We start from the raw sequence: 24,986 nt of genomic DNA on the forward strand, positions 1-24,986 counted from the left end.
GTCAGCGTTCCTGGTGTCTTCCAGGCAGAGGATCGAAGGGAACAGCACCGCAGATGTCAGACCCGTACGGTAAGCCAGGGCATCAGGATTCGAGCCATGCGTGGCCGGATCGCACCACGACTCAGCAACCCGCGCCGGCCTATCAGCCGCAGCCCAGATACGGCCAACAGCCCGAATACGCACCGCCGCAAGGGCATGCACCCCAGCCCGGATACCAACCGCAGCCCGCGCCCGGGTATCAGCAGACCAGACCAGGATTCCCGCAGCAGCAGGGCTACCCGCCCCAGCCCGGCATGCCGCCGATCGTGATCAACAACGTCGCGAACGCCTCGGCCGCGGCGTTCGCTGGCGGCTACGGGCACGGCCGCCGCAAGACCCAATCCTTCTGGGTCCACTTCTGGCTGTTCTGGCTCACCATGGGGATCGGGAACATCGTTTACGCGTGGTACGTGATGGACTGGAACAAGAAGCACGGGTACTGAACACGGCACTGCCGCGATACAGAACAACCGGCCGCCCCCGTCGCTACCGGGGGCGGCCGTGCTGTATTCATCCTCCTGCTGGACAACGCCGAAACGCAACCGCCTCAGCCATTTACCTGGCTGGGGCGGTTGCGTCATTTGCGGGTCGTGTCGAAGTCACTCACGCCCCGGCGCACGTGGTGGGACTCCAGTAGATTTGCGGCGCAACCGAAGAGCACCAGCCCGGGGGGCCTTCCCTGTGGAGCAATGCGGGAATTGTCAGATATGCCCGTGTCGCTCCAGGAACTGACGCGCGGCCGTCACCCTCGGACAGGGCGGCGTGCACGTGGAGTGAATCTTCATGATCCCCTCGGCGCGCTTGCGGTCAAGCTCATCGATCCGCCAGCGGTCGCACCAGTCGTCAACCCACTGGTTGGCTTTGACAGCGTGGATGTTCGGCATGTCCTCACCTCCGTGGAAGGCATACGACGCCAATGATTATCGCGATGAGTGCAGCGATGAGCAGGCCGATCGGCATTGTCAGCATCGGAACTCCGTTGCGCGAGTGGAGGTGGCCGGCCGACGGGAGGACGGTTGCAAAGCATCCCGCCGGGGGCCACCTGTGGCCGTTGGCCACGAAACCCACCGTATGCAGCAATGATGCGAACAACAGGTACGAACGTACCCCATGCCCTACGCTGGAAAAGTGGTAACCGCGTGGAGGGGTGAACCATCATGAACAGTCCAGATGGCGTTATGAAGATCGGGCAGCGGATCCGGTCGTACCGCGAGCGGGCGGGCATGGCACGCCCTCTGCTGGCCGCACAGATAGGGCGCTCGGCCGAGTGGCTGAAGGCTCTGGAGAACGGCAAGATACAGCGCACGCCGAGTCTCGACATGCTGCTACGCATCGCCCGCGCCCTGGGCCTCGATGATCTGGCGGTGCTCACCGGCGACGATCACGCGGTGCCTGTGGCCGCATTCTCCGGCGAGCGGCACAATGCCCTGACTGAAGTCCAGGCCGCGCTGACCGATTACCGGCTCATGCCCGGCGCGCGGCCGGTCAGCGACACCCATCTCGCCGAGCGACTCCGGAAGGCGTGGCGTATCCGGCATTCCAGCCCAGACCACCGGTCGCAGTTGGGCGCGCTGCTGCCCGGCTTGATCCGTGACGCGCAGTCCTCCGCCCGCACGGGCGAGGACCGCCGCGCCGGGCGCCGCAACCTCGCGGGCGTCTACCAGCTCGCTGACTTCTATGTCGCCTATCAGCCTGCGCCCGAGCTGGTCTGGCTGGTCGCCGACCGCGCCATGAACGAAGGCTACGAAGCCGACGATCCGTACGTGATCGCGTGCAGCGCGTGGGCCATGGTGCAGTCACTGCGCGACTCGGGGCGCTGGGAGGAGGCAATCGGGCTGGCCCGCAACGCCATCGAACAGATATCCCCGTACCTCGGCCGCGAGGAAACGCCGGACGATTGGCACGGCATCGCCGGGGCGCTGGAATTCGAGATCGCCTACGTCTACGCCCGGCGCGGCCGGTACGGCGACGCGTGGGCGCACTGGGAGACCGCCGACCAGGTTGCGCACCAGCTCGGCCCGACCTATCGGCATGTGCAGACCAGCTTCAGCCAGCCCGTGATGGCCGCGCACGCGACGACTCTCGGTGTCGAGTTGCGGCGTGCGGGCGAGGCGCTGCAGGCGGCCCGGTCCATCGACGTGAACCAGATCGTTTCGGTGCCGCGGCGCGGCCGGCACCAGATCGAGGTGGCGCGCGCCTACTCTCAGCGCGGCGAGAGCGCGGGGGTGCTGGCGATGCTCGCCGCCGCCGAGCGCACCGCGCCCGAGACGATCCGCTACAACGGGTTCGCGCGGGACATGATCCTCACCCTGGTGGCCTCGCCTCCCACGGCGATGCGCGCGGAGGTCCGGGAGCTTGCTGGGAAGGTCGGCATCCGGGCGTGAGTGCCCGCCCCGCCCGTAAGCTACAGCTGGAGCTACAGCGCTAACGACGAAGGCCCCTCCTGTCCGGCGGTTGCGCTGGTGAGAGGGGCCTTCGGATGTATTCGATCAGAGCGCAGAGCCCTGAACCCACTGATCCCAGCTCAGCGTCCAGTCGCCGTTCTGCCACACCTCGAGCGGTGCGCCGCCGGTGTTGTGCACCTCCACCACGTCGCCGGGGTTCGCGAAGTTGAAGAACCACTGCGCGTTCTCGGCATTGAGGTTGAGGCAGCCGTGTGAGGTGTCGGTATTGCCCTGCGCCCACACCGTGGAATCCAGCTCGTGCAGATAGATGCCGTCGGTGCTGATGCGGGTGGCCCAGCTGATGGCCTCCTTGTAGCCGAGCCGCGAATTGACCGGCAGGCCGTAGGTGGAGGAGTCCATGATGACCGGGTTGGCCTTGTCCATGACCGTGTAGGTGCCGGGCATGGTCCAGAACGTGAAGGTCTTGCCCGCGATGGTCTCGCTGCCGCCGCGGCCCATGGAGGTGGGCATGGTGCGGATCAGCTGACCGTTCTCGAACACCTGCACCTGATGGGTGTTGTCGTCGGCGATCGACACGTGCGACGGGCCGATCACGAAGTTGGCCTTGGAGTCCTCCTGGCCGAACAGGCCGTTGCCGACCTCGACGCCGTAGAGGTTGGCCGCCACGCTCACCTTGGTGCCGGTCTTCCAGTACTCCTTGGGCCGCCAGTGCGCATTGCGGTTGTCCATCCAGTACCAGGCGCCGTCGACCGGCGGATCGGTGGTGACGACCAGACGCTTCTGCGCCGCGGCCCGGTCGGGGATGTCCTCGTCGAAGTGCGCGACGATGACCATGCCCACGCCGTAGCTGTTGCCGTCGACGATCGCCTGCCCGCCCGTGGTGTTCAGATACACCTTGGTCTGATTCTTCGGGGCGATGGTCGTGAAGCTGGAGGTGACCGGGCCGGTGGGACCGGTCACGTCCATGCCCGAGGCCTTCAGCGTGTACGTGCGGCTGTAGCCCAGCTGATCGTTCGGCTTCCATGCCGTCTTGTCCGGCGTGTAGGTGCCCTCGATGACCTTGCCGTCCTCATTGGTGAGCGTCACATCGGTCAGCACGCCGCTGGAGGTGCTCACCTTCACCGGCGCCGACGGATCCACCTTGTCCGTGCCCTGTGCGGGGGTGATGGTGATGGACTGCGCGACCGGAGTGCGCGGACCCACATTCCCGCTCGGGAGATTGGACGAGCAGGCCGCCAGCACCAGCACCAATGCGATCAATACGCTCGCTGCGGCGTTCGTCCGAAAACGGCGGGGTGGCATAGCTTCCCTCCTGTAATCGCCGTGCGCCGCACTGCTGCACAGCATCTTGTTACTGCCCAGCGTAGTAGATTACCCTCCGTTTCTGATCTTCCATCGCCAGGTCATGCTGACGAAATGACAACGATGTGAGATCTGCGCGCGACACGCCGTTGGGCAGTGGTCATTTCAGCGATTGTTCTTTGATAGCGAGTTGCTGTTGACCCTTCTGATACGTGACTTCGCGGATGCCGAGGGCATCGTGCAGCTTGCCCGCGGGCAGCGTCACCGGCTTGGGTGCCGGCCCGTCACCGGGTTTCGGCAGCGGATACGCCGTGGTGGTGCCGCTGTAGAACGTCACATTGCCCTCGGTCTTCGTGAACAGTTGGTGCACATGGCCGTTGAGGCAGGTCACCGAGGAGAACCGCTTCATATAGCTGAGCGCCTGGGTGGCATCGTCTGTGCCCCAGCCCCATTGGGGGTACATGGCGAACAGCGGAATGTGGCTGAACACGATGATCGGTGTGTCACTGGACAATCCGGCCACGTCCTTCTGCACGAAGTCCAGCTGATCCTGCCCGAGGTGCCCGAGATCCTTGAGATTGAGCGTATTCACCAGCCCGATCACGTGGACGCCGGCGATATCGAAGCTGTACCAGCCGCCCCCGCGCGTGCCGTTCCCGAACGTCGACCGGTATCGGGAACCGCCGTCATCACTCGAATCGTGTTCTCCCGGAACGGTGAACACGTGCGGGGTCTTGAACCCCTGCATCATCTGATGGACCTGATCGAACTGCTCCTGTGTGGCCAGATGCGTGAGATCGCCGGTGTGGATGACGAAGTCGGGCTCGTAGCCCAGCGAATTCACCTGTGAGATGGCCTCGGTGAAGGTATCGGTCACGCTGGTGTTGGCGGTACCGGTGAAACCGATGTGGCTGTCACTGACCTGAGCGAACCGCAGCGTGGGCCGGGCGGGCGCGGCCAGCGCGGTGCCGGCCACGTGCGAGACCACCTCGCCGCCCACCACCGCCAGGCCCACGGCCGCGCCGAACCAGGCGGAGTGCCGCATGAGCTGGCGGCGGGTCATCTTCTGCGGATCGCGGGCCGCGTCCTCGTCCTCGAAGTCCGCGTACCGATCGTCCGGGTTGCGAGTGTTCATTGGGTCACCACCACGGTCGCGTGCATGAAGGGATGAATCGAGCAGACATAGGCGAAGCTGCCCGCTTTCGAGAAGGTGAAGGTGTAGGTCGCGTTGTTGCCCAGCGTCGGCGAGCGGAAGCTGCCGTCGTTGGCGACCACGGTGTGCGGTTCCTCGTCCTTGTTGGTCCAGGTCACCGTGGTGCCGACCCTGACGGTCAGGGAGCCGGGCCCGAAGGCGAAATTGTCGATGTTGACAGCATTCGGGCCGGCCGGTGCCGCCGCCGGGGCGGACGAGCTCGGCATGGACATGCCGGGCATACCGGTCGGCCCGCTGCCGTCCGGCACCATGCCGGGCGTAGCGGTGCCGGAAGCGAAGGTGAAGCCGGGGGCGGCATTGTCCGTGGCTTTGCCGCTGCCGTTCGAGCTGCACGCGCTCGCCGTCAGCAGGGCTGCCGCGGCGACGGTGACGGCGACGGCTGCGCGCCGCCGGCTGCGGGTGGGTGTCATGGGGTCCGGGCCTCCATCCGGGATGGTTCCGTTCGCTGCTGCGAACCGGTCATCCATAGATAGGGGCGGGGGTTACACGGGACGGAAACCGCTGTGCACCAGCACTATTGGAGCCTAGGCGGGTTCGGTGGGAGCGAAAACCTCGATGGTGCCGTTGTTCTCGCGGACCTGGACGGTGGGCAAGGGCGCGGGCGCCACCGGCAGTTGATGGGTGACCACCTCGCCCTGGATGGAGAAGGAAGTGGAATGGCACGGGCAGCGCAGACGCTCGGCCGGGGCGTCGAGCCACAGCTTGCAGCCCTGATGCGTGCACACGCCGGAAACCGCGACCGGATTCCCCTTGTCGCGGCGCACGAATCCATTGACGGTGCCGACATCGAACGCGATCGTCGCGCCCTCCGGCAGATCCGTGGAGCGGGCGATCGGCAGCCACGCGCCCGTATTGGGGGACAGCGGGGCCTGCTTGGCGGCGGGCGGGGAGCTCGGCTGCCCGTGCCCGATCAGGGTCCGATCCACCACGGCGCCGACCGTGGCCGCGGCCGCAGCCGCGGAGGTGCCGATCAGCAGGTTCCGGCGGCGGTAACCGTTCGCCGGGTGCAAGGGGGTCGGCTCGTCGTCCATCTCGGCCGCGAGCCGGCGCTGCAGACTGCTCAGGAACTCCTCGCTGGGCGCGTCGCTGCCCAGGCGCGCGGCCCGCAGTTCGATGGCCGTGCGCATCTCCTCGGCCTCGGCCTCATCGGGCCGGAAGCCCGTGGACTTCTTTCCGGCCAGTAGTTCGTCGACGAACCGCCGCACTTCCCGCCCGCTCACCGCACACCTCGCTCATTCAGCTGGGACGCCATCTGCAACGCCCGATGCTGCAACACCTTCGCATTCGCCACCGTCACACCGAGGCTCTGCGCCGACTCCCGGACCGAAAGCCCTTGGAGAAAGCGCAGTTCCAGAATGCGGCGGTAGCGGTCCGGGAGTTCGGCCAGCACCGCCTTGGCGCGGGCCTCCGCCCCGGAGTCGTGGAACTCCTCGGGCGGTTCATCGGGGATATCGCCCTCGATGGTGGTGATCTCCCGGCCCATTCGCGCCTTCCAGTGCGCGGCCAGCACCGTGCGCGCGGTGGCGCGCAGGTAGGCCCGTACCTCCGGGGCGCTCGCCGTGATGCGCAGCGGTTTGAGCGCTGCCGTGAACACCTCGGCGGTGAGATCCTCGGCGTCGGCCCGGTTGCCGACCTTGCCGAACATCAACGCGTACACCCAGGTGACATTGTCCCGGTACACCGCTTCCCAGCTGGCGTAGCTGTCACCGGACACCAGCCGCAACTCCCGACCCGAGCTCGAGCTCGTGACAGGCTGCGTCCGGTGCTCGGATTCGACCCGTCGCACCATGAACCGCCGCTTCCCGCATCCAACGAATACATCGACGCGTGTTCACGTCTGTCAGTAGATAGCGCCCGGGGTTACAGCGGGGACGTTTCGGTGGTATCGCAACGAATTCGTCCCGGGTGGATCCGGCCGGATCCACCCGGGACGTGCGCTGATCGCGCTGTCAGCGCACGGGTCGCAGCAGATCGCCCCGCAGCACGCCGTGCACGGTCCTGGCGGCGACCACGGCCCAGGCGGCGACCAGCAGGGCGTACAGGCCCACGGCGGTGACGGCGAACAGGTCGGCGCCGGTGTGCTGGTAGAGCGCGGTGCTGCCGGTGACGCAGCAGCCGAGCGGGAAGGTGAAGCCCCACCAGGTCAGGTTGAACGGCATGGAGGTGCGGGCGTGCCGGGTGACGGCAATGGCCAGTGCCAGCCACAGCATGGCGAATCCCCAGGTGGGAACGCCGTAGAGGACGGCGAAGACATCGAGCCCGGCGGCAGTGCGGTCATCCACGACGCCGGGGGCGACATTGGCCAGGCTGCCCGCGGCGGTCACCGACTGGCCCAGGGGACCGAGCACCAGCCAGACGGTGGCGACCATTCCGGCCGGCAGCAGGCCGTGATGCAGCAGCCGCGACCAGATCAGGGTGATGGTGACCAGCGAGGCGATCAGGCTCAGCCCGAACATGGCCAGACAGGCCACGAACATGGTCAGCCGCAGCTGCCCGGCCGGAGTGTGCGGCACCAGCAGCGCCCCCAGCGCGGCGGACACCATCGGCGGCACCACGGGCATCAACCAGCCGCCGAAGGCCGAGTCGGGATCGAAAGTGTGGCGGGTGATCATCCGGTAGGGGATGGCGGCGGCGGTCATCAGCCCGAAAACCGTTCCGGCCGACCATAACACCCAGTCGACGGTCACCGCGGCGGTCGTGCCGATGATGTCCTTGCCGAGCAGCAGGGTGCCCGCGCCCACGGTCAGCAGGGCCATCGGCAGCGCGCCGTAGAACTGCATCATGATCGGGTGCAGTCCGTGTGCCCGCGCCTCCTGCGGATACCGCCGGCAGTGCAGGACCCAGGCCCCGGCCAGTACGGTCAGCAGCAGCGCGGCCAGCGCCCACACCAGGGTGGCGACGCCCTTCAGTCCGGGGAACTGCATCGGCAGGGTGGCGGCGGCATTGGCGATGATGCCGGTGCCCATCACCGCCGCGAACCAGTTCGGCGCCAGGTACCGCAGCGGCTGCCACCCCTCGCCCGCAGCCGTCGGGGTGCTCACCTGTGCGGCGGGAGCTGCGGCAGCGGTTCGGCGGAAGGTTACGGTGGTCATGCCTCAACCCTCGCGGACCGGCACTTCCCCCGGTAGCGCTCACAATCCGATGGATGCATAGATCGGTTCTATGCCCGATCCCGGTCCTGTTCTATGCCGCCACCATGTGCTGGATTGTCAGGCGGTGGGCGGAGCGGATTTGCGCAGCACGTCGAGGAAGGCGCGCATCCACTGCGGATGATCGGGCCAGGCGCGCCCGGTGATCAGATTGCCGTCGACATGGTCCGGGCTGTCGACCCATTGCCCTCCGGCCGCCACCACATCGGGTTCGAGTGCCGGGTAGCTGCTCGAGGACCGGTCCCGCAGCACGCCCGCGGCGGCCAGGATCAGCGGTCCGTGACACAGCGCCGCGATCGGCTTGTCCGTTTCCGCGAAGTGCTGGACGATCCGCCGGCAGTCCTGGTCCCCGCGCAGATACTCCGGCGCCCGCCCGCCCGGAATCACCAGCGCCGCATACCGACTCGGATCAACCTCCGCGAACGCCAGATCAGCGGGCCAGGTCCGCCCCGGCTTCTCGGTATAGGTGTCGAACCCCTCGGTGAAGTCGTGCACCACGAACTGCAACTGTTTCCGAGCCGGAGCCGCGATATCGACCTCGTACCCCTCTTCCAGCAATCGCTGATAGGGATACATCACCTCGAGGTCCTCGGCGGCATCCCCGGTGATCAAGAGCACCTTCGTCATGGCGCACCTCCCAATGAATGGTAGCGAGACCGCTCATCACCCAACCCCTTTTCGGAACACCTGATCGCACGACCCGGTGCCGTATCGCGATTCGGACGCGGCGGTCATGCGACGCCGCCAATGGAAGCTGGCAGCCGCCCGCGCTCACCCCGAACAGCTGAACCGCGGGCAGGCCGGCATGAGCGCAGACCAGGAGTGTCGTTCATATCGGCCGATGCGCGAGACCCGTTGCGATGGTGGGGAGTTCAGCCGACGATCGACGCACGGCGATCCGGCGGCGGCGGGCGCAGGTGCCGGACGACGGCCAGGTCGGTGGGCTGGGCGTGGCGGGTGTCGTAGCGGTCGAAGACCGCGGCCAATTCCGGTGACCAGCGCGCGAATTCGGCTCGGATGGGCCCCTCGGTCTCCAATTGGCACACCACGCCCAGCGCGGTCAGAAAGGAGCGCGCGAAGGGGGTGAAGTAGGCGGGCATGTCCAGTTGCCGGTGGACATTGGACAACCGCGGCGCCAGCACCGAGCGGACGTGGCCGCGCAGCCAGGCGGTGGTGAGCCGGAAGGTGGGCACGGTGAGCGGTTCGCCGACCGCGTCGAGCCCCTCGGCCAAGGCGGCCACGTCGTAGTTGCGTCCGGGCCGCACGAAGCCGTGCCGCCGCACCGCCGCATCCAGTTCCGGTATGCCGCCGTTGAACGCGGCCTCCATCACCTCGCCCACCAGCGCCTCGAAGCCCGGGGGCGGCCAGGGCGTGCAGGCCCCGAAATCCACCACGCCCAGCCGCCCGTCGGGCAGCACCCGGAAATTGCCCGGGTGCGGGTCGCAGTACAGCAGGCCGGTGCGCGACCAGGTCGACAGCAGGAATCGGATGATGAGCATCCCGACCCGGCTGCGCTCCTCGGGCGCACCGGATTCGATGATCCGCGAAACCGGTGTGCCGGTGAGCCATTCGGTCACGATCACATCGCCGCGCTGCGTGATCACGCCGGGCACCGCGAAGTCCGGATCGTCCGCGTACGCCTCGGCGAAGCGCCGCTGATGGTCGGCCTCGGCCGCGTAGTCGAGTTCGTCGGCCACGCAGGTGCAGAGGGCCTCGGTCACCGCGGGCACGTCCGCGCCGGGCGCGAACACCGTGGCCAGCACCGAGAGTCGGCGCAGCTGTTCCAGATCGGCGAGCACCGCCTGGTGCGCGCCCGGATACATGACCTTGACCGCCACCGGCCGCCCGTCGCGCCACACCGCGCGATGCACCTGTCCGATGGAGGCCGCCGCGGCCCGCCGATCGTCGAATTCGGTGAAGTGCCAGCGCCAGTTCTCGCCCATGCCCGCGGCCATGGCCTCGTGCACGGTGCCGGGCAGCATGGTGGGCACCGCATCCTGCAGCTGGGTGAGCGCGGTCCGGTACGGCGACGCGATCTCCGAGGGCAGCGCGAGTTCGTAGAGCGAGAGCAACTGCCCGAGTTTGGTGGCGCAGCCCTTCAATTCGCCGAGTACCTCGAAAATGTGCTGGGCGGTGCGCATCCGGATTTCGAAGTCCACCTCGGCCGCGGATCGGCCGAGGGCCCGCTTGCCGACCCCGGCGGCCTGCCGGCCCGCGAATGCGACCGGAAGACTGGCGATTCGCGCATTGCGGACCGCGCCGCGAGCCTGCGGCCTGCCCCCGTCGTCCCCCGACCGTTCCCCGATACGCCGAATCGACATTGCTCACCTCGTCGTGTGCGCGGCACCGCGCCGGCGTCCGGTGTGGCCCTCACCAGGTCCGATGAGTGGCCCGCTACGGCGCATGCACGTGCAGTTTGGCACACGGAAGTCTAAACTGTCTGGGACGTATCCGAAAGTTGTCGAAAGGTGACACGATGGGTGCCCAGACGGTCGTGTCCGATGTCGCGGACGAGCTCGCTCGCCGCGTCGCGACCGGTGATTACGCGCCCGGTGATCTGATGCCGTCGGTCCGCCAGGTCGCCGAGGAATTCGATATGAACCGGGCCACAGCGCAATTGGTGCTGGGCCGCCTGGAGTCCTACGGCTTCGTGGACGCGCATCGCGGCCGCGGTTTCACCGTCCGGGATGTGCGCCGCGCTGGCGGGGTGGATGTGTATCGGCGGCTGTTCCGGCTGTCCATGCACGCGCCCGAGGTGGCCGCGGAGATGTTCGGCAATATCGTGGCGGCCGAGCGCGCCATCGTGCTGGAGGCACTGCTCGACTACACCGCCGCCGACCGCGGCATCGAGCCCGCGGTGCTGACCGCCGCGGTCGACCAACTCGAAACCCAGGCCCGCAGCGCCGAACCCGACCGCACCCGGATGCTCGAGCTCGAGGTCGGTCTGGTGCGCCTGGTGCTGACCGATCTGGGCCACACCATGCAGCGCGCGGTGCTCAATTCGGTGGGGGAGATGGTGTTCGAGGTGCCGGAGGCGGTGGAGGCGTTCTTCGCGGCCTCCGCCGATCTGCACGTACTGGTGTGGCGGGCGCTGCTGGCGGTGTGGGAATCCACGTCCGGTCCGTCCCAGGCGCAGCTGGCGCTGTTCGAGGATCTGTTCGCCATGTACCACGAGAAGGTGCTGGCCAGATTCGACGAACTGCTGGGTATGGGCCTGGATTCCGCGGTGCACCGGCAGAGCGCGTCCGCCTGATCAGACGGCGGTCGCCATGGCCGCCGCCACGAGCGCGCCGATGATGGCCAGCGCTAGCACCGCCAGGATCACCCGGTTGCCTTTGGTGGGTGGCTCGGCGGGCGGATGGACGGTCATGGATCTGTCTCCTCATCGATATGGGTGGTGGAGGCCATCGTATTCCGGGGACTCCCAATATGTTTGGAGTCCTCGACGTTGGGGCATTATCTCGGCCGCTTCCCGGGCCACGCCGAGGAAACCGGGGTGGTCGATGAGGAAACGCGCCACCCGCCCGACCTGGGGTTTGCTCGTCACCCACATGAGGGCCCAGTAGATGCGGGGCAGGCGCGGGTGAGCCCACACCTGGTGCGGCGGGGAGGAGAATCGCGCCGGACGGTGACGGCGAAGGTAGCGCTGTCGATGAACGCATCGATGTCGGCGCTCGACAGTGGCCGCCCGGCGAAACCGCCGCCGGCGAGAACCGCTGTGGCCCAGGCGCGCAGCATCAGTGCGGCAAGGCCCGCGGCGATCGCTCCCACTGCGACGACGACGATAACGATGATGGTGGCGAGCATGATGAACTCTCCCCTGGATTGTCCCAGACAGAATAGAGACGGGATCCGGTCCCGGCTAGTCGACTCCGCGCGCGGAACTGCGCGGTCCCGCATCACCAGATACATTGTCTCAGACGGAAATTCGAGGAGGAGAACGACCGCATGACCGAGGCGCTGCCCGACCGGCCGACCGTGACCAGCCCGCCCCTGCTCGCGCGCCGCTGGACCATCGACGACATCCCCGACCAGACCGGCCGGACCGCCGTGGTCACCGGCGCCAACAGCGGACTCGGTCTGCGCACCGCGGAAGCCCTGGCCGCCAAGGGCGCCCACGTCCTGCTCGCCTGTCGCAACGAGCTCAAGGCCGCGGCCGCGCTGGAGCAGGTGGGTGCCGCGGCCACCGGCCCCAAACCCGAAGTGCTGCCGCTGGATCTGGCCGACCTGACCTCCATCCGCCGCGCCGCCGACCACCTCGACGTGCGCGGCACACCCATCGACATCCTGGTCAACAATGCGGGCGTGATGGCACTGCCGCGGCATCAGCGCACCGCCGACGGTTTCGACGCGCAGTTCGGCACCAATCATCTGGGCCACTACGCATTGACCGGACTACTGCTGCCCCAGTTGCTGCGTGCACCCGAAGCGCGCGTGGTGACCGTGTCGTCGATCGCCGCCTGGGGCGGCCTCATCAACTGGTTGGATCCGAATTGGCGTGTGGTGTACAGCCGTTGGCTGGCCTACAGCCAATCCAAACTCGCCAACCTCCTGTTCACCGCCGAGCTGCAGCGGCGGGCCCGCGCCGCCGGGTCGACGCTGACCGCCGTGGCCGCGCACCCGGGTCTGTCGGCGACGAATCTCTACGATTCCGGCCCGGAAAAAGGTGTGGCGGCGGCCTTCGCGGCCGTCCAGCAGCGAATGCTGTTCTCGCTGGCGCAATCCGACGCCAAGGGCGCGCTGCCGCAACTGTATGCGGCGACCATGCCCGGCCTGGCCGGCAACTCCTACTGCGGCCCGGCCTTCGAGGCCTTCGGATATCCCCGCCGCACCCTGCGAAATCCCCTCGCCTACAGCCGATTCCAGGCTCGTAAGCTCTGGGAGCTCAGCGCGGAGCTGACCGGCGTCGACTACCGGTGGGCCTGACCGGCGGCCGGAGCTAGGACGGGTAGACCGCGATCTCGATGAGATTCCCGTCGAGATCGCGGCAGTAGTGCGAGACCATCTCACCCAGCGCGCCGATCTTGACCACCGGGCCGTTGACGATCTCGACGCCGCACGCGGTCAGGTGCTCCGCGATCGCCTCGGGCGCGGCCGTGGTCACGAAGCAGAGGTCCTGTGCCCCAGCGGCTTCGGTGGCGCCGGTGGTCCAGTTCGGATCGGTGTTCAGCGCGCCGACCGGCCGGAGATTGATCTTCTGATTCCCGAAGGTGAGCGCGAGCCGCCCGGCGGGGCCGAACCGCTCCACGCTCATGCCCAGCACGCGGGCATACCAGTCGGCTGTCGCCACCGGGTCGAGGCAGTTGATGACCACATGATCGAAACGGTCCACGGTGAATGCCATATCCGCATTCTCCGTGCGTCCCGCAGCAAGATCAACGGCGGCGCAACAGCATTCCGCGGATGTAGGCCGCCTGGCCGGAATGCTGGATATCGTCGTCGACCACGCTGATCAGGCGGACTCCCAGGGTGACCGGCGGATCCCAGCGGGTGTCGACGATGCGGGGGAGATCGGCGTCGGTGAGCGTGGACACGTACCCGATGGTCTGGTCGTGCACCGCGTCGAAGTAGCCGAGCAGCAGGTCGGCGGAAACGCCGTCGAGCCGCGCCACCTCGGCGGAACTGTGCGCGTATCCGGTGGCGGAATCGTCGAAGGGCAGGTCGAATCGCTTCGCCCAGCCCTGCGCCGTCCACACCTGTTCGAGGCCCGCCACGTCCGCGATGTGATCGTCCTGCACGCGGGTCAGATGCCAGATCAGCCAGGCGATGGAATTGGCATCCCCGTCCGGCCGCGCGGCCAGTTCCGTCGGGGTGAGCCCGTCCACCGCGCCGTGCACGTTCTCCTTGATCCGCCCGAATGCGTCCACCAGCAAGTCAGCGCTCGTCATGCCCTCATCCAATCACCCCGGGCCGGAGGTTATTCCGAGGCGCGCGCCCAATCCGGAACCCAGGTTCCGGGAAGGTCCACGACCGCGCCGGCCAGATGGCCGTGCAGCGCGGCCAGGGTGGGATGGGGGTCCGCCGCGCGCTGGAGCAGGGAGTGCGGGTAGACGGGTGTGGGGTCACGCAACGGCACCCGCCGCAGACCGTGGGTGTCGGGCCAGAGGAAGCGGGTGTCCTCGCCGACCAGCGTCGCGACCTCCGGGGAATCGGCGACCGCGTCCAGGAGCGGCTCCAGGCCGAAATTCGGGCCGACCGAATCGATGGTGAGATCGAAAGCCGCGGCGAGTGACGCGTAATAGGCCGACCATTCGGTACCGCTCACCAGGCTCGGCATCCAGATGCGATGGCCGGCCAGATCTTCCGGCGACAATGTCCGCGCCTTGGCCAGCCGGTGGGCCGGGCCGACGAGCAGCTCCAGTGGCTCGTCGAAGATCGGCGTCGCCCGCAGGCCCTCGGGCAGCGCGTGCCCCGGCGCGGGTACACAGCGGAACGCGGCGTCGACGGAACCCTCCAGCAGCGCCTCCATGGCCGCGCCCGCGTGCGGGAGCCGCACCACGTCCAGTTCGAAATCGGGATGGGCGCGGTGGAAGTCGCGCAGCAGCCCGGCCGGGGCGAGCTGGCGACCCACCACATCCACGCGCAGCGCCCGCCGGCCCGGGATCACCGAGGCCAGGGCGCGTTCGGCGGTGTGGAGCAGGGTGCGGGCATGGGGGAGGAAGGCCTGCCCGTCGAGGGTCAGGCGGGCGCCGCGCGCCGTGCGGGTGAACAACCGGGCGCCCAACGTCTTCTCCAGGGCCGCAATGCGTTTCGAGACCGCCTGCTGGCTGATCGACAGATCCGTGGCGGCGTCCTGGAAACGTTCCGCGTCCGCCACCGCGACGAAGGTGCGCACGGCCTCGAGATCCATGCGACGAGGGTATGCGCACAACGTCCGGTTGTGGCTCGCGGGCGGCTCGGTTGTTTGATTCCGAGGTCGCGGGTCTGCTTCGATCTTGCCGGACAACGACGGCGGGACAGCACGAGGCGGGCGGTATGACGGGCAGGCGGTCACTGGGACGCGGATTCGGCTGGTTGTGGACGGCCTTCGCGGTGAGCACGGCGGGATCGTGGCTGGCCTTCGACGCCTTCCCCTTGATCGCGGTGCTGGTCCTGCACGCCGGTCCCGGGCAGGTGTCGCTGCTGGCGGCCGCCGGACTGGCGGTGGGCGCGGTGGTGGCGATACCGCTGGGGCCGTGGATGGAATTCCGGCGCAAGCGGCCGGTCATGATCGCCACCGATGTGGTGCGCTTCGCGGTGGTGCTGAGCGTGCCGCTGGCATTCGCGGCGGGCGTGCTGAGTTTCGCGCAGCTGGTGGTGGTCTCGGTGATCGTCGCGGCCTCGGACATCGCATTCCGGGCGGCGTCGGGGGCATACCTGAAAACTCTGCTGCCCAAGGAGGACCTGCTCCTGGCGAACGGGCGATTCGAATCGACCATGTGGACGGCGTCCGTGCTGGGCCCGCCGCTCGGGGGCGCGGCGATCGGAATCTTCGGACCGGTGGTCACCGTGGCGGCCAATGCCGTCAGCTTCCTGTTGTCCGCGTTGGGAATTCGGGCCATCGCGGGCGGTGAGCCGCAGCCCGCGCCGAGCGGGAGCGGGGGCTTCCGGATGGGCGACCTGGTCGAGGGCTGGCGCTACATCCTGACCCACCGCGCGCTGCGGCCGCTGTTCGTCAACACGATCCTGGTCAACGGCCTGATCCTGGCGATCCAACCGCTGCTGGCCGTCATCATGCTGCGCGATCTCGGCTTCGCGCCCTGGCAGTACGGGCTCGCGTTCGGCATTCCCTGCCTCGGCGGCCTGATCGGCTCGCGGCTGGCGACACCGCTGGTCGGCCGGTTCGGTCAGCGCCGGGTGCTCGTCGCCGCCGGGATGCTGCGCGCCTGCTGGGTGCCCGCCCTCGCCTGCATCGGCCCCGGCCTCGCCGGCCTGCTGGTGGTGATCGTGGTGGAATTCGGCCTAATCACCTGCTGCGGAGTCTTCAACCCGGTCTACGCGACCTTCCGCCTCGAACGCGCGGCACCCGACCGCACCACCCGCATGCTCTCCGCCTGGTCCATCACCAGCAACATGAATACCGCGGCCATGACGGCCCTCTGGGGCCTCCTCGCCGCCCTCACCGGCCCCCGCACCGCCATCGCGCTCGCCGGACTACTCATGCTCGCCACGATTCCGCTGTTGCGCCCCAACAGTTTTCCCGACCTCCCCGCCGCGGAACCCGTGGCCGCCGCTACAAGCTGAAGGCGATCGCGCGCAGCACGAGCACCGCGATGAACACCACGGTGAAGGCGAGGTCGATCGAGACGCCGCCGAGCCGGACCGGTTTCAGGACCCTGCGCACCGGCGCGATCACCGGCTCGGTGAGGCGATGGACGACATCCCGAGCCTTCCGCAGGGCCGGCGGGGTGTCGCCCAGCACGCCGATCCAATCGATGATGAGGCGGGCCAGCAGCAGCAGCATGAACAGCGTCAGGGCGAGCCCGATCAGGGAACCGAGGAATGACATGGCGAACTCCTTCGTAGTGGCCGCCCTCAGGGTGATCAACGCTGCAATGCCGGCGAAAGTGCCCTCATCGTCGACCATGCTCCGCAGGTTCGGCGGCGGGCTCGCCGCAGCCGTGCGAGAATCTGGGCTGCTGTTGGCCCAGCTCACCCGAGATCGCACAAGGAGTCGCCGTGAGCAAGAAGTATCTGGTCGGCCTGCCCCTGGCCGTCGCCGCCATGTCACCGGCCCTGGCGGCCGTCGATGCCGCGACCGCCCAGGCCGCCGTTCCGACCTACACCTGTACCGCGCAGACGTGGGCGGGGGAGCAGTTGCCCGCCGTGACGGTGGAGGCCAAACACGGGAAGTATCAGGCGCAGGGCGTCGCACAGACCATGTGGGGCGGGGTCGCCAAGTTCGCGACCATCGACTGCAAGACCGGCAACTGATACCGCGAGATCGGTAACCGAGGGCCGCGCTCAGATGGCGCGGCGATGGTTCAGGTAGGCGAAGGAGGCGAGGCCCAGCGGGATCTGGCACCAGAAGGTGAGGAGCCGGAATCCCAGGGCCGCGCCGACCGCCACCCCGCCGGTCAGGCCCGCGACGGCGGTGAGGCCGGCCGCGATGGTGATCTCCTTGGTGGCGACCCCGTTCGGAGAGGGCAGCAGCGGGGCCAGGGCCACGGTCACCAGTTCCACCACGAACGTGTCGGGCAGGCTGAGGTTCGCGCCGACCGCGTGCAGCACCGCCCACAGCGCCACCACCATGAGCAGCGGCTGGATCAGCGCACAGATCCAGAGGGCCGCCGCGCGGCGGGGACGGACCGCGGTGGCAGCCACCGATTTCCAGGCCAGTTCGGCGTCCGAGCGCGCGTGCCGCATGCGGGCGGGCAGCTGCCGCCAGCCGCCGTGCGCCTGCACCCGGCGGTTCATCGCCCGGCCGGCCACCGCCAGGACGATGCCTCCCACGAGCACGGCGATGATCATGATCGCCGCTGTGTGCCAGAGATTTCCGCCGATCAGGTGGTGCCACCACGCCGAAGCGCGGGTACCCAGGTCGTGCCACGGGGGTTGCGCGCCATTGCGGCTCATCAGGCCCGGCGCGGCCAGCGCCGCGATCACCACCAGCGGAACCCGCACCACCAGCGCGGCGAAACCCATCAGCGCGATGGACGCCACCGCGCCGGCATGACTGAGTCCGGTGCGGCGCAGAAACCGCATCCGCAGCAGCAGTGAGGCCGCGGGCACCAAGCCGATGGCCGGCACGGCGAGCTGGAGGGCGAACAGCTGCCGGGCGGAGGTGTCGGCGGGTATCGAACCACGCAGCATGAAAACCGAGGTGGGCCAGAGGGCGAGGGTGGCGAGCGCGGCCAGGAGCAGCCAGCGCGGGTCGGCTCCGGCGAGGGCGTGGACTCCGGTCAGGACCGCATCCCGCTGCCAGAACGCCGCGGCCATCACCAGCACGGTGAAGACGATGGTGGGTAGTGCCTTTCTCGCAGATGCGGGAACGGCCGCCATCTGCCCTCCTAGGTATCGCAGATATCTTCTTTCGCCGGTGAATCGCATTTGCACAGATCAACATCAACCCGGTCGGTGGCGCGTCGACTCGCGTCGCCCGATTGGTCCGTGGCGTGTTGCCGGGGACCAGCCTCGTGATCACGGCGCTGCCGGACCGGCGCTTCCTATCGGGCTGGTCGTTCTGCTGGCGTTGGGTGTAGCCGGCACCTGGCGGGCGAGGACTACCTGGTCCGGACCACAGTCGCGGACCCATCGGTGATTCGAACCGAAGGCAATGGATTGCCGGGTTCATTGAACACGATTTGAAGATCGAAAACGAGTGCGGTGTTGCAGACGGAGAAAATCTTTACAGGCCATCGGTATCGATCACCCGGGTTCCGCTAATCGACAGAACGGTCGTCTTCCAAGAGCGCCAGGGCGATTCACCGCAGATCCGGGTAGGCTCGCTGGCAATGGGGAGTGCCGAGATCAAGTCGTAGGGCAGGGACACGACGTGGCGAATTCCATGACCGCGAGCGCAGTGCTTGCCGAACTCGAACCGGTGGCGGAAGCGAATCTGAACCGGCATCTCTCGGTGGCCAAGGAGTGGCATCCGCACGACTACGTGCCCTGGAACGAGGGGCGCAACTTCGCCGCCCTGGGCGGAATCGACTGGGAACCCGGGCAGTCCCGGCTCAGCCCGGCGGCACGGGCCGCCATGATCACCAATCTGCTCACCGAGGACAATCTGCCCTCCTACCACCGGCTCATCTCCGAATCGTTCACCCGCGAGCGCGCCTGGGGCACCTGGGTGGACCGCTGGACCGCCGAGGAGAACCGGCACGGGATCGCCATGCGCGACTACCTGGTGGTCACCCGCGGCGTCGATCCGGTGGCGCTCGAGCACGCCCGCATGATCTGTGTCGGGACCGGTGTAGACGACCCCACCGGCACCGGTGACCACGCCGTTCTGCACGGCGTCGCCTACGTGACGTTCCAGGAGCTGGCCACCCGTGTCTCGCACCGCAATACGGGCAAGGCCTGCCACGATCCGGTCGCCGACCGTCTGCTCGCCCGTATCGCCACCGACGAGAACCTGCACATGGTCTTCTACCGCAATATCTGCGGCGCGGCCCTGGACCTGGTCCCCGACGACGCCCTCGCGGCGATCGCCGCGGTCATCGAGAACTTCCGCATGCCCGGCGCCGGCATGCCCGACTTCCGCCGCAACAGCGTCCTCATCGCCAAGCACGGCATCTACGATCTGCGCCAGCATCTCGACGAGGTGATCCTCCCGGTGCTGCGCAAATGGAACATCTTCGAGCGCACCGACTTCACCGCGCGCGGCGAGCGGATCCGGGACAGCCTGGCCACGTACCTGGACAAACTCGGCAAGGACGTGGTCCGGTTCGAAGAGCAGCGCGACCGTGCGCTGGCCCGCGATGCCGCCCGCCGGGCCGCCGCGACCACCTGAACCCACCCATGTGAACAGCCACCGCGCTGTCCACAGCCCCCGTCTTTTCGCCGAGCCCTCCCGTCCCGCCGCCGCTAGGGTGTGGTCCACACGAAGGGGGAGGCATGACAGACATGCTGCGCGCCGACATCACGGCGCTTCGAATCATGGCGGCGGGCATCCACTCCGAAGCCGGGGCCATCTCGGCCATCGACCCGGTCGACCTGATCGCGAAAGTCGGTCGGGCCATGCCGAATTCCGCGATCGGCGCTGCCGCCGTCACCGTCGGCGACCCACTCCTCGCTACCCTCCGCAGGCTGGCCAACCACCTCCACACCTTCGCCGACACCACCGCCCGTACCGCAACCACGTATGAGGCCACCGAACTAGCCCTCGAAACCCAGCTGGACGGCTACCTGCACGGCGCTTCCTGACCGGCCCCGCCGGTCCGGCGGCCGCACGAACAACGAACTCGCCTCCTGCTGAACGGTATTCGCCGTTGGCACCTACCGATGCGGCGTTCCTCGCCGAGGGTGACCAGTGGCGCGCTGGACGGAGTCGGGCGCCCAGCGCGGGACGCTTGCGCCCGGCGGCAGTGCAGGTTTCGTGAATCGGAAGAGATTGTGTGGGGAGGCGCGTTGGTGCGAGCGGGGTTTTCGCAAGTGCGAGGGTGGGAGCCGGGAGCTGCGATCCGCGCCAGTTCCGGTGTGGCGGTGGCTGATTCGGCGTTCTCCGGGGCGATGACGCGGGTGGGGCGCCTGGCCGATGTCACCGTCGCCGGGTGGCAGGGGGCGGCGGGGACGGCGGCCGCGCTGCGGGCATGGGAGTCGCAGCTGGCGGCGAACCATATCGGTGCGGCACTGCTCGACATCGCCGACGCGTTCGCCGAGGCGGGCGCGCTCGAGCGAGTGTGCGCGCTGGTCGGGCAGCTCGCGGACGAGGCGCGGGCCACCGGCTGCCGGATCGCGGAGGACGGCACGGTCCGCGGGCCGCGCTCCGATACCGGGAACTCGGCGCTGGACTTGATCTTCCAGGCGGGCTTCGACGCGAAGGCGAAGCAGGTGCAGGCCCGGCTGGTGCCCCTGCTGGATCTCGCGGGGGAGATCGACGAGCGGGTTGGGGCCCGCCTCGGCGCGGTGGCGGAGGCGCTGGCGGGGTTGGCCGTGGATCCGACGGGTGGCGGGCCGAGCACTCGGGTCGCCGGGATTCTCGACGGGACCGCGAGTCTTCCGGAAGACCCCACAGTGCTCTGCGCGCTGTGGAAGTCGCTGACACCCGCGGATCAGGACGCGCTGTTCGCCGCCGATCCGTTGCTCGGGGACCGCGATGGGATGCCGGCGTTGGCCCGCGACCACTACAACCGGATCGCCTTACAACGGTTGCGGGCCGAGGCCGCGGCGGAGGATCGGCGGCTGGCCGACCGGCACCGGGACTGGACGCGGCACCAGAACCTGCCGACCACCAGCGCGGGCTGGATTCGGTTGCGGGAGTGGGAAGCCGCGCGGGAGGAGGCGCAGCAGCGCGATGCCGGGTACGCGGCGCTCGCCAATCAGGCCGGGGATCCGGGCTCGGGCCGATTGGTGCTGGCGGTGGACCGGCACGGGCACGGCGCGATCGCACTGAACAATCCGGATCTCGCGGTCAATGTCGCGACCTTCGTTCCCGGTACCGGATCGTCGCTGACCGATATCGGTGTCGGGGTCGACCGCGCGCGGGCGCTACTCGATGCGGCCGAGCGAGCCGATCCGGCCGCGCGGACATCGGTCATCGCGTGGTACGGGTACGACGCACCGCCGGATCTGGCCGAGGCGGTGCGTGATCGCCGGGCTCGGGCGGGCGCGCCCGCGCTGGATCGGTTCGAGAGTGGCCTGCGGGCCGGCCACCCGGGACTCGCGGCCCATCAGACGGTCGTCGGGCACAGCTACGGGAGCGCCGTGATCGGAGCTGCGGCCAGCGGAGCGAACTCTCTGGCGGCCGACGATGTGGTGTTCGTGGGAAGTCCTGGGGTGGGTGTTGATGATGTTTCGAAATTGCGTTTGACGGGTATTCCTGCGGGCCACAACGGTGCGCATGTCTATGCCACTGCCGACCCCGCTGATCCGGTGCCCAAGTTCGGACAGTTTCTCCATGGGGTCGATCCGGTCGATCGCGAATTTCGCGCAACGGCTTTCACTTCTTCCGGGGCCACTATCGACCTTCCCGTGTTGCGGGCCCTGCCGTTCGATGTCGTGTCACACGGAAACTACTGGGAGCCTGCGAATCCGGGCCTGTGGCATCAGGGGGAAATCATCGCCGGACGCTATGGCCAATGATCCCGAACGGGCGGTTCGTTGCGTCGTGATAGCCGTAACTACTGGTTGCGGATTGGTTGCGGGAGTGTCCGTACCATGGCTCTGGGCGGCCGACCAAACTGGTTTGAAACGGTCGGGTTCATGCTAGGGTTCCGTCCAGGTTGGAATGGGAAGTCGGAGACAAATGCGCACTGAGAACATCAATAGAAAGTTCAAACTGCACGACGAGCGCAGGATCGCCGCCCAACTTCCAGAGCAACTTCTTGGTTTAGATGTCGTGGGTTTTGGGAAGTTAGAAGAGTTTCCGGGTGAGTTGCTGAACTCCTTCGGGGAATTCGCGAACGGTTCCGTGCCCCCGCAGTCCCGCATCTATCGCAATGCGCAGCCGAATCTCATCGATGCCTGGCTGCTGGAGCTGTTGCGCGGTGCACGCATCGGCGACCGCTTCTATCTACGGACCGGGCTGGAGTACTTCCCCTGGGCCGACTGCCGGGTCCTCGACCATCGCTGGCTGGAGTCGCTGCGCCGCGTCATGGGCACCAACCAGGGATACATTGCGCACGATAAGAACTCGGCCGTCATGACGATCGGCACGCAGTACGAGGTGCTCGGCTTCGTCGCCGGCACCGGCCTGCCGAGCGGGGCCGAGGCCGCGCCGGTCGAGGACGTCCCTACCCGCCGTATCGTCCAGGCCCCCGCCGCATCGCCGGATCAGGTGACCACGGCGCTCAGCGGCGACCTGCGGGCCCGCCGCCTGGCCGCGCTGAACTCCGACGCACCCGCCGCCCGCGACCTGGACCCGGCCGCTGCGCTGGCCTCCATGCCGGATCTGCCCGCGACGCCCGCCCAGGACAAGCCGGCCCCCCAGATCGTGGATGTGCTACCGGTTCCCGCGCCGGAGGCGGTCGCCGCCCCCGAGCCCGCGGCGCTCAAGCCTGCCGCGTCCGCGGCGCCCGAGACCGTCGCCCCGAAGGGCGCCGCGCCGGTCGCCGCCCAGCCGATGCCCGGACACGACGAGGCGCCCACTCAGCTCATCTCCCGCATCGTGGTGCCCACCGAAACCGACTGACTGCTCGCGCGACCCACGGTCCCGATCCGAACTCGCCGGACGACCGTGGGTCCGAACCGAACCGGCCGGGCCCGGCTTACGTTGTTCTGGTACGCCGGGCTTCGTTCGCCGAGTTCGAAAGAGCCGATATATGTCGACATTCAATGGGCTGCCCGCCCATGTCCTGCTGGTGCACGTGATTGTCGTGCTGGTCCCGCTGACCGCGGGGCTGCTGATCCTGTGCGCACTATGGCCCGCGGCCCGCAGCCGGTTGATCTGGCCGACGGCCGTCCTGGCGGTACTGGTGACGGCGTTGACGCCGGTGACCGTGGAGGCGGGGGAGTGGTTCCAGCGGCAGCTCGGTAATCCCCCGGTGGTGGACGAGCACGCACGGCTCGGCCATCAGATGCTGTATTTCGTTGCGCCGCTGCTGGTTTCGACCGTGCTACTGGTCTTCGTGCACCTGCGGCGCGGCCGCGGGAAGCCCTTGGGCCGGGCGGTGCCGGCGGTGATCGCACTGCTGGTGATCGCGAGCGGCGCGGCGGCCGGGTGGCAGACCTACCGGGTCGGGGACTCGGGGGCGCACGCGGTGTGGAACGGCGTGCTCAACCACTGACGGAGACGACTGTCGTGACCCGGCGGCCGGTCTGCGGGGCGGTCGCCGGGCCACGGCAGTGCGGGCACGGTCAGATCTTGCGGATGACCGTGACGACCTTGCCGAGAATCTGGGCGTCATTGCCCGGAATCGGCTCGAACAGGGGGTTGTGCGGCATCAGCCACACCTGGGATCCGGTGCGCTTGAAGGTCTTCACGGTGGCCTCGCCCTCGATCATGGCGGCCACGATGTCCCCGTTGTCGGCCACGTTCTGCTGACGCACGACCACCCAGTCACCGTCGCAGATGGCGGCGTCGATCATGGACTGGCCGACGACCTTCAGCAGGAACAGCGAACCCTCGCCGACCAGTTCGCGCGGCAGCGGGAAGACATCCTCCACGGCCTGCTCGGCCAGGATCGGGCCACCGGCGGCGATCCGGCCCAGCACCGGGACGTAGGTCGGAACGGGGTGCTCGTCGGAGGCGTCGGCCTCGGTATTGACCGCGCGCAGCTGTGACACGCCGGCGGTGGCGCGCATCGCCGTCTCGTCCAGGCCCCGGACATCCACGGCGCGTGGGCGATTGGGGTCGCGGCGTAGATAGCCCTTGCGCTCGAGCGCCCGGAGCTGGTGTGCCACCGAGGAAGTCGAGGTGAGGCCGACGGCATCGCCGATCTCGCGGATGCTGGGCGGATAGCCGCGGTCGTGCACCGAGGTGCGGATGACGTCCAGCACCTTGCGCTGGCGCACGGTCAGATCGGCGCCGACACCGGACGATTCGGACAGGGGGCCGTCACCGTCGCGACCAAGGGGTCCGTTCTCACCATCCGCGCCGCCGTGTTCGCTCACCGCCGCCGTCCTCCGTTCACTGCTGTCGCTCACCGGAATTCGTTCCCGGATGCAGTTCATCGTGCGTCCGGGGAACTCGTGTCTCGACTGTAGTCCGTGTGACGCGTGTGATCAAACATCTGTTCGACGCATGTCGGGAAATCAGTGACATTGTCGATGGGCCGTGGTAGAAATTCGAACATCAGTTCTTCGAACACATGATCGAGTCAGTTGTCCAGCATCATTCGGTCCGCCCTACTTTGGAGGTTTCTTCGATGCGCGCCGTGGTCAGCGAAATCGACACTCTGGGAAGCGATCTGGGATTCGACAGCATCCCTTCGGAGCTGCGTTCGGATCGGTTCCGGACCGGCACGCCCGCGGCCGCGGGCCGTCCCGCCCTGGACCGCCGCCCCTGCCGCGCGCGGGTCCGGCCCGCCGCCGGCGCAGGTGTTCGACGCGACCATGTCGTCGTGCGACACGCGGCCCGGCGCGCCCGTGGTGCGCATCCGCTGGATCGGGTGCAGCGCGCCCAGATCGGTCTCGCGGCCCTCGCCGTCACCGCGTTGATGAGCGCGCTGGCCGTGGCCGGTCTGATCGGCCTGGCCCACTTGCGTTCCGGCGACTTCGATTCGCAGACCACCCCGTCCTCGGTCCAGTTGGTCCAGGCGCCGGTGCGATAGCGGGCCTGCTGCTGCGGTATTTGCC

At 68.2% G+C, this 24,986-nt stretch carries 28 protein-coding genes; 12 read left to right on the forward strand and 16 right to left on the reverse strand.

The genetic code is table 11. The features are described 5' to 3' along the window. Positions 1-53: 53 nt before the first annotated feature. Complete coding sequence (locus ACFXIV_RS00260) at positions 54-482, forward strand: hypothetical protein (RefSeq protein ID WP_379401531.1); 429 nt, start codon at positions 54-56, stop codon at positions 480-482. Positions 483-740: 258 nt separating this feature from the next. Here the strand turns inward: ACFXIV_RS00260 and ACFXIV_RS00265 are convergent, their stop codons facing one another. Further along, positions 741-923: a hypothetical protein gene (locus ACFXIV_RS00265; RefSeq protein ID WP_379401532.1), complete on the reverse strand. Its 183-nt coding sequence runs from the start codon at positions 921-923 to the stop codon at positions 741-743. 273 nt (positions 924-1,196) lie between these two features. On the opposite strand from ACFXIV_RS00265, the gene ACFXIV_RS00270 reads away from it, so the two are divergent. Beyond that, entirely contained in the window at positions 1,197-2,423 is a 1,227-nt protein-coding gene (locus tag ACFXIV_RS00270) for a helix-turn-helix domain-containing protein (protein ID WP_379401533.1), read from the forward strand. 105 nt (positions 2,424-2,528) lie between these two features. Here ACFXIV_RS00270 and ACFXIV_RS00275 read toward each other — a convergent pair whose 3' ends face one another. The 8 genes from ACFXIV_RS00275 to ACFXIV_RS00310 form a co-directional block, all read right to left on the reverse strand. Continuing rightward, on the reverse strand, positions 2,529-3,746 hold the full coding sequence (locus ACFXIV_RS00275; protein ID WP_379401534.1) for an Ig-like domain-containing protein: 1,218 nt from the start codon (positions 3,744-3,746) through the stop codon (positions 2,529-2,531). A 160-nt stretch (positions 3,747-3,906) separates the two neighbouring features. Next, positions 3,907-4,809 (reverse strand): metallophosphoesterase family protein, encoded by a 903-nt coding sequence (locus ACFXIV_RS00280; RefSeq protein WP_379401620.1) that lies wholly within the window; start codon positions 4,807-4,809, stop codon positions 3,907-3,909. Between the two features lie 68 nt (positions 4,810-4,877). Beyond that, the gene (locus ACFXIV_RS00285; RefSeq protein WP_379401535.1) at positions 4,878-5,369 is read right to left on the reverse strand and encodes a cupredoxin family copper-binding protein; all 492 of its coding nucleotides are present in this window, start codon (positions 5,367-5,369) and stop codon (positions 4,878-4,880) included. Positions 5,370-5,483: 114 nt separating this feature from the next. Next, complete coding sequence (locus ACFXIV_RS00290; protein ID WP_379401536.1) at positions 5,484-6,179, reverse strand: Rieske (2Fe-2S) protein; 696 nt, start codon at positions 6,177-6,179, stop codon at positions 5,484-5,486. Then, positions 6,176-6,748 carry an RNA polymerase sigma factor gene (locus tag ACFXIV_RS00295; protein ID WP_379384054.1) on the reverse strand — a complete coding sequence of 191 codons (573 nt, stop codon included), beginning with the start codon at positions 6,746-6,748 and terminating at the stop codon, positions 6,176-6,178. Before ACFXIV_RS00295 ends, ACFXIV_RS00290 begins: the two co-directional genes overlap by 4 nt. 160 nt (positions 6,749-6,908) lie before the next feature. Then, complete coding sequence (locus ACFXIV_RS00300; protein ID WP_379401537.1) at positions 6,909-8,051, reverse strand: TDT family transporter; 1,143 nt, start codon at positions 8,049-8,051, stop codon at positions 6,909-6,911. Positions 8,052-8,168: 117 nt separating this feature from the next. Further along, positions 8,169-8,735 (reverse strand): DJ-1/PfpI family protein, encoded by a 567-nt coding sequence (locus ACFXIV_RS00305; RefSeq protein ID WP_379401538.1) that lies wholly within the window; start codon positions 8,733-8,735, stop codon positions 8,169-8,171. Between the two features lie 245 nt (positions 8,736-8,980). Further along, positions 8,981-10,429, reverse strand: a complete 1,449-nt coding sequence (locus ACFXIV_RS00310) for an ABC1 kinase family protein (protein ID WP_379401539.1) — start codon at positions 10,427-10,429, stop codon at positions 8,981-8,983. A gap of 155 nt (positions 10,430-10,584) precedes the next feature. Between ACFXIV_RS00310 and ACFXIV_RS00315 the strand changes: the two genes are divergently transcribed. Further along, positions 10,585-11,361 (forward strand): GntR family transcriptional regulator, encoded by a 777-nt coding sequence (locus ACFXIV_RS00315; protein WP_379401540.1) that lies wholly within the window; start codon positions 10,585-10,587, stop codon positions 11,359-11,361. A 290-nt stretch (positions 11,362-11,651) separates the two neighbouring features. On the opposite strand, the gene ACFXIV_RS00320 is transcribed toward ACFXIV_RS00315, so the two are convergent. Continuing rightward, positions 11,652-11,915: a hypothetical protein gene (locus tag ACFXIV_RS00320; RefSeq protein WP_379401541.1), complete on the reverse strand. Its 264-nt coding sequence runs from the start codon at positions 11,913-11,915 to the stop codon at positions 11,652-11,654. 141 nt (positions 11,916-12,056) lie between these two features. On the opposite strand from ACFXIV_RS00320, the gene ACFXIV_RS00325 reads away from it, so the two are divergent. Next, positions 12,057-13,034, forward strand: coding sequence for an oxidoreductase (locus tag ACFXIV_RS00325; protein ID WP_379401542.1), 978 nt, complete (start codon positions 12,057-12,059; stop codon positions 13,032-13,034). 13 nt (positions 13,035-13,047) lie between these two features. Here ACFXIV_RS00325 and ACFXIV_RS00330 read toward each other — a convergent pair whose 3' ends face one another. From ACFXIV_RS00330 to ACFXIV_RS00340, 3 genes are read right to left on the reverse strand one after another with little or no spacing between them, the layout of a single operon-like run. Then, positions 13,048-13,452 carry a VOC family protein gene (locus tag ACFXIV_RS00330; RefSeq protein WP_379401543.1) on the reverse strand — a complete coding sequence of 135 codons (405 nt, stop codon included), beginning with the start codon at positions 13,450-13,452 and terminating at the stop codon, positions 13,048-13,050. Between the two features lie 31 nt (positions 13,453-13,483). Then, positions 13,484-13,996, reverse strand: a complete 513-nt coding sequence (locus ACFXIV_RS00335) for a DUF664 domain-containing protein (protein WP_379401544.1) — start codon at positions 13,994-13,996, stop codon at positions 13,484-13,486. 29 nt (positions 13,997-14,025) lie between these two features. Next, the gene (locus tag ACFXIV_RS00340; RefSeq protein WP_379401545.1) at positions 14,026-14,958 is read right to left on the reverse strand and encodes a LysR family transcriptional regulator; all 933 of its coding nucleotides are present in this window, start codon (positions 14,956-14,958) and stop codon (positions 14,026-14,028) included. A 125-nt stretch (positions 14,959-15,083) separates the two neighbouring features. On the opposite strand from ACFXIV_RS00340, the gene ACFXIV_RS00345 reads away from it, so the two are divergent. Continuing rightward, complete coding sequence (locus ACFXIV_RS00345) at positions 15,084-16,331, forward strand: MFS transporter (protein ID WP_379401546.1); 1,248 nt, start codon at positions 15,084-15,086, stop codon at positions 16,329-16,331. Here the strand turns inward: ACFXIV_RS00345 and ACFXIV_RS00350 are convergent. Further along, positions 16,321-16,674, reverse strand: a complete 354-nt coding sequence (locus tag ACFXIV_RS00350) for a YggT family protein (RefSeq protein WP_379401547.1) — start codon at positions 16,672-16,674, stop codon at positions 16,321-16,323. The genes ACFXIV_RS00345 and ACFXIV_RS00350 overlap by 11 nt on opposite strands. A gap of 92 nt (positions 16,675-16,766) precedes the next feature. On the opposite strand from ACFXIV_RS00350, the gene ACFXIV_RS00355 reads away from it, so the two are divergent. Next, on the forward strand, positions 16,767-17,021 hold the full coding sequence (locus tag ACFXIV_RS00355; protein WP_379401548.1) for a hypothetical protein: 255 nt from the start codon (positions 16,767-16,769) through the stop codon (positions 17,019-17,021). 30 nt (positions 17,022-17,051) lie between these two features. On the opposite strand, the gene ACFXIV_RS00360 is transcribed toward ACFXIV_RS00355, so the two are convergent. Next, positions 17,052-18,089: a YbhN family protein gene (locus ACFXIV_RS00360; RefSeq protein ID WP_379401549.1), complete on the reverse strand. Its 1,038-nt coding sequence runs from the start codon at positions 18,087-18,089 to the stop codon at positions 17,052-17,054. A gap of 505 nt (positions 18,090-18,594) precedes the next feature. Between ACFXIV_RS00360 and ACFXIV_RS00365 the strand changes: the two genes are divergently transcribed. The 5 genes from ACFXIV_RS00365 (at position 18,595) to ACFXIV_RS00385 (ending at position 23,476) form a co-directional block, all read left to right on the forward strand. Further along, positions 18,595-19,542, forward strand: a complete 948-nt coding sequence (locus tag ACFXIV_RS00365; RefSeq protein WP_379401550.1) for an acyl-ACP desaturase — start codon at positions 18,595-18,597, stop codon at positions 19,540-19,542. Between the two features lie 104 nt (positions 19,543-19,646). After that, positions 19,647-19,955, forward strand: coding sequence for a hypothetical protein (locus ACFXIV_RS00370; protein ID WP_379401551.1), 309 nt, complete (start codon positions 19,647-19,649; stop codon positions 19,953-19,955). Between the two features lie 279 nt (positions 19,956-20,234). Next, positions 20,235-21,833 carry an alpha/beta hydrolase gene (locus ACFXIV_RS00375; RefSeq protein ID WP_379401552.1) on the forward strand — a complete coding sequence of 533 codons (1,599 nt, stop codon included), beginning with the start codon at positions 20,235-20,237 and terminating at the stop codon, positions 21,831-21,833. A 256-nt stretch (positions 21,834-22,089) separates the two neighbouring features. Next, the gene (locus tag ACFXIV_RS00380; protein WP_379401553.1) at positions 22,090-22,881 is read left to right on the forward strand and encodes a hypothetical protein; all 792 of its coding nucleotides are present in this window, start codon (positions 22,090-22,092) and stop codon (positions 22,879-22,881) included. Positions 22,882-23,011: 130 nt separating this feature from the next. Continuing rightward, positions 23,012-23,476: a DUF2231 domain-containing protein gene (locus tag ACFXIV_RS00385; protein ID WP_379384090.1), complete on the forward strand. Its 465-nt coding sequence runs from the start codon at positions 23,012-23,014 to the stop codon at positions 23,474-23,476. 70 nt (positions 23,477-23,546) lie between these two features. Here the strand turns inward: ACFXIV_RS00385 and lexA are convergent, their stop codons facing one another. Continuing rightward, positions 23,547-24,335, reverse strand: a complete 789-nt coding sequence (lexA, locus tag ACFXIV_RS00390) for a transcriptional repressor LexA (protein ID WP_379401554.1) — start codon at positions 24,333-24,335, stop codon at positions 23,547-23,549. 221 nt (positions 24,336-24,556) lie between these two features. Between lexA and ACFXIV_RS00395 the strand changes: the two genes are divergently transcribed. Continuing rightward, on the forward strand, positions 24,557-24,961 hold the full coding sequence (locus tag ACFXIV_RS00395; RefSeq protein ID WP_379401555.1) for a hypothetical protein: 405 nt from the start codon (positions 24,557-24,559) through the stop codon (positions 24,959-24,961). The last annotated feature ends 25 nt before the right edge of the window (positions 24,962-24,986 follow it).

It is taken from the genome of Nocardia sp. NPDC059236 (assembly GCF_042754085.1).
Taxonomy (GTDB): Bacteria; Actinomycetota; Actinomycetes; order Mycobacteriales; family Mycobacteriaceae; genus Nocardia.